The organism is Okeania sp. SIO2F4 (assembly GCF_010672385.1).
In the GTDB taxonomy this organism is placed as follows: Bacteria; Cyanobacteriota; Cyanobacteriia; order Cyanobacteriales; family Microcoleaceae; genus Trichodesmium.
In genome coordinates, this window is record NZ_JAAHGT010000481.1 from 1 (window position 1) to 7,250 (window position 7,250).

Sequence of the window (7,250 nt, forward strand, 5' to 3'; positions counted from 1 at the left end):
TATGAGAGACAAATTGATTTCTTAGATATCGCTATCAGAGGTATAAGCCAGATATCGAGCAACGTGGTGTTTTTCCTCCTGAGTAGCTCTAGACCACCAACCAAGAGTAGTATCATTATCGTGAGTTCCTGTGTAAACTATACAGTTGTTGATGTAACAGTGAGGTAAATAGGGATTATTTACATCTCCACCAAAAGCAAATAATAATATTCGCATTCCTGGAAATTCAAAGCGATCGCGCATTTGTTCTACTTCAGAAGTAATAATTCCTAAATCTTCTGCCAAGATAGGTAGACTGCCCAAAGTTTCCCGTAATTTTTCAAAAAATTTATAACCAGGCGCTTTTACCCATTCCCCATTAATAGCATTCTCTTCCCCTGCTGGCACTCGCCAGAAAGCTTCAAAACCGCGAAAATGGTCAACACGCACGACGTCTACATATTGTAAAGTTGCTCTAAATCTTTCGATCCACCAAGCAAAGTTAGTCTTGATCAAGTTTTCCCAGTTATAGACAGGATTTCCCCATAATTGACCAGTCGCACTAAAGTAGTCTGGTGGTACTCCTGCTTTCCATGCAGTTTCTAAGGTTTCTGGGTTGAGTTCAAAGTTTTCTGGGTGACTCCAAACTTCTGCACTATGATGGCAGACATAGATGGAAACATCACCGATAATTTTGATATTTTTCTCGTTACAGTATTGGCGGAGTTTTTTCCATTGTTCAAAAAACTGAAATTGCAAAAATTTATGATATTGAATACTTTCATGTAGAATTTCAGATGCTATTTTTAAAGCATTTGGTTCTCGGCGAGCTAAACCTGGTTCCCATTGATTCCATGTTTTGTCTGGGTTTGCTTCATGTAATGCCATAAATAAAGCATAGTCATCTAACCAATAAGATTGTTCTTGAGAAAATGTTTCATATTCTGAAGGAATGGCTTGTTTGAAGCGATCGTAAGCTTGTTGAAAATATTTAGTTTTGTGGGGAATGACTTCGGCAAAATTTACTCTACTGTATGCTGGGTCGCCTTCGGAGGGGAGAGGTGTAAGTTCATCAGGATTTAGTAATCCTTTTTCTGCTAATATATCTAGGCTAATTAATAGAGGATTTCCTGCAAAGGCGCTAAAGTTCATGGTATAGGGCGAATGTTCATAACCTGTTGGACCTAGGGGTAATATTTGCCAAATTTTTTGCCCACTTCTTACCAGAAAATCAATAAACTCATAAGCTGATTTGCCTAAATCACCGATACCGAATCTACTGGGTAAACTGGTGGGGTGTAGTATGATCCCACTTGCACGTTCAAAAGTCATAGTATTTTTTATGTCTGAATAATGAAATCTTAGCAGATCGTACAGTTTCTAGCCAAATCTAAGTATAAATGAGGGTAATGTTTCTGAATTGTACTTTTTATAATTTTAAGTAACTAAATTTCACAAAACTTTACAAGATAGTCTTTAGTGGCAGGAACCTTGAATTTATGCTTATTTTTATGCTTGGGATTGCTGAATTAAGGTATGAAAGTAAGTTTATAGGTAATAAGGAACAGTTAATATTAACAAGTTTCAAACAATCCCAAATTATCAAATCATATCAAATCCGGTTGAATAGTTATTATATGGTTGGGGGAGATGGGGAGATGGGGAGGTGGGGAGATGGGGGAGGTGGAGACATGGGGAGATGGGGAGGTGGAGAGATTGAAGGCTTGAAGTAACTATAGAATTATCAACATATATTATATAACCGGATTCTATATCATACCTAGAATCAGCAATGTCTTATACTTATATAGCAATTCCGGTCTTGGTGAATTTAGCTATGATTTTCTGTGCTATTTCGGCTAGGGAATAGCGGTGCGACCCCGCGGGGTGCACTAGACGCAACCGATCGGAGTAATAAAATAGTCTCAAATATATATAGGCAGAGGGTTTCACCTCAAAAAAGTATAAATCCTTAACTGTCAAGGGTTTCAGCGATTTTTATGGCATCGACCTAATTCCCTTGTCTAGACTGAATTTCAGCTATTTTTTCGACCATAAAATGTCTAAGTACCAAATATGTAGAACAAAAGCTAATTTATTTTACTATGCTATAAGTAAGCAGTAATTATTTCACCAGGGAAATTTTTGCTATGTAGTAAGAATTAATCTAAATAGAAGACATTACCTCTAGTGTTAGAGTCGATGGAGGGTATTATCCCTCGCACCTCTCCTTCAGAACCGGACGTGCGACTTTCACCGCATCACGGCTCCTAGATGATCTTAGGCTTTTGGCCTTTTGCCCATGTGGATGTAATCGTGACATGACTCGTGTACTGCTAAGAGATTCTTAGGTTTCCAATTGTCGTGGTTGCCGTCGATGTGATGCAAGTGTACCTTTTCGTTTCCTTCTAGGTAATGCCCACAGTACCCACATTTGTAGCCTTGCAGTTTTAGCGTTTTTGCTGTGTGACCATCGTATAGGTTGGAATTTCTTTTGCTCCAGTAGAGCAAGTCACCATCATAAGGAGATTTTTCCCTTTTGACCATGACGAACTTGTTTTCGGAGTAGTTTACCGCTGGGAATGCTTGATTTACGAGTTTTGTGGCTTCATCTTTGCCTTTATTTTTGTCGGATTTAAACCGTTTAAAGGTATCTTGGTTTAAGTACCATAAACTAAACCTTGACCCGTCCATCTTACAATAGCGGTGGTAGTTTCTCCAACCTCTGATAATGGGGCCTAGCTTTTTCGCTTTGGTGGCAGTAGCTAATGCAGAGTTGTTGACTATAGCTTTTACTCTCTTGCGGAGTTTTTCGTAGTTTTCCTGTGAAGGAGTACATCGAAATTTCCCGTTTTTCTGCACTTTGAAGTGCCATCCCAAGAAATCAAAGCCTGCCGTTGCCCGCGTTATCTTTGTCTTAGGAGCTGATATATTCATCCCGCGTTTTGCTAGGAACTGCTGTATTTTTTCTAAAATCTTCTCAGCACTATCTTTTGGTTTTAAGAGAAATATCATATCATCCGCATATCTTACAGATGGGTGGATATCTTCTATACCATTTAATGCTATGTTGGCTAGTAATGGTGATACTACACCACCTTGGGGTGTACCTTGTTCTGGAAACTCCGGTGATACCCCTGCCTTTAAACATCTCCACAACCCCGTTTTTATTTGTTGAGGGGCAATGACATTAGTCATAATCGCCTTGTGGTTGATTGTGTCGAAACATTTTTCAATGTCTAGTTCGATTACCCTTTTTTCCTGGCCTTTAACCCTACTGTTTAGGTTATCAAAGACGTATTTTTGTGCGTCTTGTGCGCCTCTTCCGGGTCTAAAGCCATAACTTCGGGCGTGGAAGGTTACTTCGTGGGCGGGTTCTAAGGCATATTTGACAAGACATTGCCATGCCCTATCTGCGATGGTTGGGATTTTTAGTGTTCGGATTTTCCCATTTTTCTTGGGGATTTTAACTTCCCTTAATCCTTCATGTTCCCAGTGGTTTGCTTCTTTTAGCTTTTGAGCTAAGTTAAGCCTTTGTTTGAAGTTTAAGGATTTTTGTCCATCGACCCCACAAGTTTTCTTCCCAGAATTAAGCTCAGAGACTTGTCTTACAGCCAGCATCCTTGCAGCATGGGATTTCAGCACCAGGCGTTGAAGACTTAATACCTTAGGGGTGTCTCCATTCTGCATGGCTTTGTAGATTCGTTTTTGGAGGCGGAACAGATTTTTCTGGAATTTCTTCCATTTTTGAATGCTCCAGGCTTCACTATGATTACTCATGTGTCTAAGCATACTCTCTTACTCTTATTCACTACGCTGATTACCCTGCAAGCAATTTGCGCTTGCATCCTACCCGTTGGAGAGGTTTCCGTGCTTTCCCACCTACTCTAGATTTCGACCAAATCCCAAGAGACTCTCTCAACGTTTTTCCTCGTTCCGAGTTATAGATTGTTTTGACGGTTTAGGGCTGTCCAATTCGCCTACACGGTCCCCAGGGATGCACCTATTAATTTATTATGGTGCGGGGATTTCCCGTGTGCAGTCGGAGTATTAGTTTGAGAACTCCGCTGTAAGTTAAGACGCTTTTTCAGGACATTCCGTAATGTACCCGTGCCGTCTCCCCATTACCCCCAGTGCGCCTATCTCTCTCAGCTCTGATTAGGGCCTGATGCCAGCTTCGCTCTGTCAGTGAAAAGGTCTGACTCGGCGTGGCCAGGTCGGGAGTCCGCTGTCCCTTAGCGGGCTGGATTATCACCAGCATCCGTAACTCAGTTATCCAACAGGCTCTTCTTTGGCGGCCTCGCTTATTGCAGGCTCTTCCGCTGTGGCCTCGTTTGACCCTATTCATACCCTTCTAGTTACTAGAAGCTCCTAATAGGAACGAGTCGCACTAAATTAACTTATGCAAAAAATTCTTAACTACCAAATTCTCCAACAAATATACGCCAGCTATCGCACCATTGTTTATCGCGCCTATGAAAAATTATCCCAAAAACCAGTTATTCTTAAGTTACCAAACTATCCCTATCCTAGTTTCCAGCAGTTAACTCAATATCGCAACGCTTATACTCTGGTGAAAAACTTGAACTTTCCAGGAGTAGTAAAAATGCTAGCACTGGAAAAATTTGAGCAACGTTTAATGTTAGTAATGGAAGATTTTGGAGGTATCTCTCTTTACCAATATCTAAGGAACCAAGATACCTCTGATTTAAACATTATTTCTCTAGACATCAGTCAATTTTTTCAGATTGCTCTACAAATAATTAACCCCCTAGAAAAATTACACCAAAATCAAATAATTCATAAAGACATTAAACCCGATAATATTATTATTAATCCCCATACAAAAAAAATCCAAATCATAGATTTTAGTAGCACAACTAAACTACCTAAAGAAACTACACAAATCCGGAATTCTAATACTTTGCAAGGAACCCTGGCTTACATATCACCAGAACAAACGGGTAGAATGAATAGAGGTATTGATTATCGGAGTGATTTATACTCATTAGGATCCACATTTTATCAACTTTTAACAGGGCAACTTCCTTTTACTTCAGAAGATACAATGGAATTAGTTCATTGTCACATTGCTCGGGATCCTAAACCCATAATTGATATTAATCCAAACATACCAGAACCTCTCATTGAAATAGTCTGCAAATTGATGGCGAAAATGTCATAACACCGCTATCAAACAGTAGCAGGATTACGATACGACCTAGAAAAGTGTCAGTATAAATGGGAAAAAAATCGGTCAATAAAACTATTTGAATTAGGCACAAAAGACCGTATAAACAGTTTAATTATCTCAGAAAAACTCTATGGCAGAGAGAAAGAAGTAGATAAATTACTCACAGCATTTGACCGAGTTGCCGAGGGAGAAAAATCTCAAACTGAATTGATGTTAGTGGGAGGATTTTCTGGAATTGGGAAATCAGCATTAGTGAATGAAATTCATAAACCAATTGTCGAAAAACGAGGTTATTTTATTGATGGAAAATTTGACCAATTTCAAAGAGATATACCATTTTCAGCATGGTTAAATGCCTTTCCAGAATTGATTAAGCAAATTTTAAGTGAACCAGAAGAAAAGTTACAAGGGATAGCCACTGAATTACAAGAAATATTAGGAGAAGAAGCACAAGTAATCATAGATGTAATTCCGGAATTAGAATTATTGATTGGAAAACAACCTCCAGCGACAGAATTATCTTCGAGTGCAGCGGAAAATCGGTTCAATTTATTATTCTCAAAATTTATTTCTGTATTTGCTCAAGCAGAGCATCCTTTAGTAATATTTTTGGATGACTTACAATGGGCAGATTTGGCTTCTCTGAAATTGATGAAGTTGGTGATGGAAAAAATAGATATTAACTATTTATTATTGATGGGAGCTTACCGAGATAATGAAGTAAATCCTGGGCATCCTTTGATATTAACTATTGAAGAAATTAAAAATCTAGGAGGGATAGTTAATCAAATAATTCTGTCTCCTTTAAGTCAGTCAGCACTGAATAATTTGGTGGCTGATACTATCAATTATTCTCCTGAAAAATCACTAGCACTAACAGAACAGATTTATCGTAAAACTCAAGGTAATCCATTTTTTAGCACTCAATTTATCAAATATTTGCACAAAGAAGGATTAATTTATGATAACTATCAACAGGGGAAATGGTTGTTCAATTTGCCAGAAATTAAAATTTTGGCAGAGAGTGGGGATGTGGTGGAATTGATGGCAGACCAAATTCAAAAACTACCCCAATCAACTCAAGAATTATTAAAATTAGCAGCTTGTATAAGTAATCAGTTTGACTTAGAAACTCTCTCGGTTGTATACGATAAATCTCGATCAGAAACTGCTTCATATTTGTGGAATGCTTGATCAGAAGGATTGATTTTGCCAATAGATGAAAGCTACAAATTTGATCGGGGATAAAAGGATGATAATTGGCTAGAAATCAAAGATATAAAAACACCGATTTATCATTTTCTCCACGACCGGGTGCAACAAGCAGCTTATAGTTTAATTCCGGAACAAAACAAGCAAGAAACTCATCTAAAAATCGGCAGATTATTGTTGAAAAATACTAGGGATGAGGAGCTAGAAGAAAAAATCTTTGAAATTGTGAATAAACTCAATTATGGAGTGGAATTAATTAGAGAAAAAGATGTTAGGGAAAACTTAGCAAGTTTAAATTTAAGAGCAGGAATAAAAGCTAAAGTATCAACGGCTTATAAATCAGCAATATCTTATTTGAATACTGGGATAAATCTAATTACAGAAAATAGTTGGTTAACTCAATATCAACTAACATTGAAACTACATGAATCAGCAGCCGAAGCCAACTATTTGTATGGTGAGTTTGAAGAAATGGAGAAGTTGGTGGATATTGTCTGAGAAAAAGGTAATAACCTCTTGGATAAAGTCAAAGTCTATGAAATTAAAATACAAGCTTGTATTGCTCAGACTAAACTGCAAGAAGCTCTGAGGATTGGCTTATCTGTTTTAGAACTTATTGGTATTAGCTTTCCCACAAATATAACTCCATTGGATATTCAAGAATACTTGCAAAAAACTCAAAGTAACTTGAGGGGAAAAAATATCTCAGAACTGATTAATTTACCATTGTTGCAAGACACAGAAAAATCAGCAGCACTTCGCATTTTATCATCTCTTGTTCCTATCGCATTTGTTAGCAAACCAGAATTGTTCCCACTGATTATATGCGGGCAAATTAATCTATCTTTGCAGTCAGGAATATCTC

At 38.0% G+C, this 7,250-nt stretch carries 7 protein-coding genes; 5 read left to right on the forward strand and 2 right to left on the reverse strand.

All coding sequences use genetic code 11. The annotated features are described in order from the left end of the window. Positions 1-21: 21 nt before the first annotated feature. Positions 22-1,311 (reverse strand): 4-alpha-glucanotransferase, encoded by a 1,290-nt coding sequence (malQ, locus tag F6K22_RS25305; protein ID WP_293104345.1) that lies wholly within the window; start codon positions 1,309-1,311, stop codon positions 22-24. Between the two features lie 167 nt (positions 1,312-1,478). Between malQ and F6K22_RS25310 the strand changes: the two genes are divergently transcribed. Beyond that, positions 1,479-1,712: a hypothetical protein gene (locus F6K22_RS25310; RefSeq protein ID WP_293104348.1), complete on the forward strand. Its 234-nt coding sequence runs from the start codon at positions 1,479-1,481 to the stop codon at positions 1,710-1,712. A gap of 547 nt (positions 1,713-2,259) precedes the next feature. On the opposite strand, the gene F6K22_RS25315 is transcribed toward F6K22_RS25310, so the two are convergent. After that, the gene (locus F6K22_RS25315) at positions 2,260-3,771 is read right to left on the reverse strand and encodes a reverse transcriptase domain-containing protein (protein WP_293104351.1); all 1,512 of its coding nucleotides are present in this window, start codon (positions 3,769-3,771) and stop codon (positions 2,260-2,262) included. Positions 3,772-4,381: 610 nt separating this feature from the next. On the opposite strand from F6K22_RS25315, the gene F6K22_RS25320 reads away from it, so the two are divergent. The 4 genes from F6K22_RS25320 to F6K22_RS25335 form a co-directional block, all read left to right on the forward strand. Beyond that, positions 4,382-5,164: a serine/threonine protein kinase gene (locus F6K22_RS25320; RefSeq protein WP_293104353.1), complete on the forward strand. Its 783-nt coding sequence runs from the start codon at positions 4,382-4,384 to the stop codon at positions 5,162-5,164. Positions 5,165-5,287: 123 nt separating this feature from the next. Further along, entirely contained in the window at positions 5,288-6,367 is a 1,080-nt protein-coding gene (locus F6K22_RS25325; protein ID WP_293104363.1) for an ATP-binding protein, read from the forward strand. Between the two features lie 120 nt (positions 6,368-6,487). Next, positions 6,488-6,883 (forward strand): hypothetical protein, encoded by a 396-nt coding sequence (locus F6K22_RS25330; protein WP_293104356.1) that lies wholly within the window; start codon positions 6,488-6,490, stop codon positions 6,881-6,883. Positions 6,884-6,901: 18 nt separating this feature from the next. Beyond that, on the forward strand, positions 6,902-7,250 hold a 349-nt coding region (locus tag F6K22_RS25335), incomplete at its 3' end, for a hypothetical protein (protein ID WP_293104360.1).

Coding starts and splice junctions, on each gene's coding strand:
- malQ (WP_293104345.1), bottom strand. CDS start 1,311: ATGACTTTTGAACGTGCAAGTGGGATCATACTACACCCCACCAGTTTA.
- F6K22_RS25320 (WP_293104353.1), top strand. CDS start 4,382: ATGCAAAAAATTCTTAACTACCAAATTCTCCAACAAATATACGCCAGC.
- F6K22_RS25310 (WP_293104348.1), top strand. CDS start 1,479: ATGCTTATTTTTATGCTTGGGATTGCTGAATTAAGGTATGAAAGTAAG.
- F6K22_RS25315 (WP_293104351.1), bottom strand. CDS start 3,771: ATGCTTAGACACATGAGTAATCATAGTGAAGCCTGGAGCATTCAAAAA.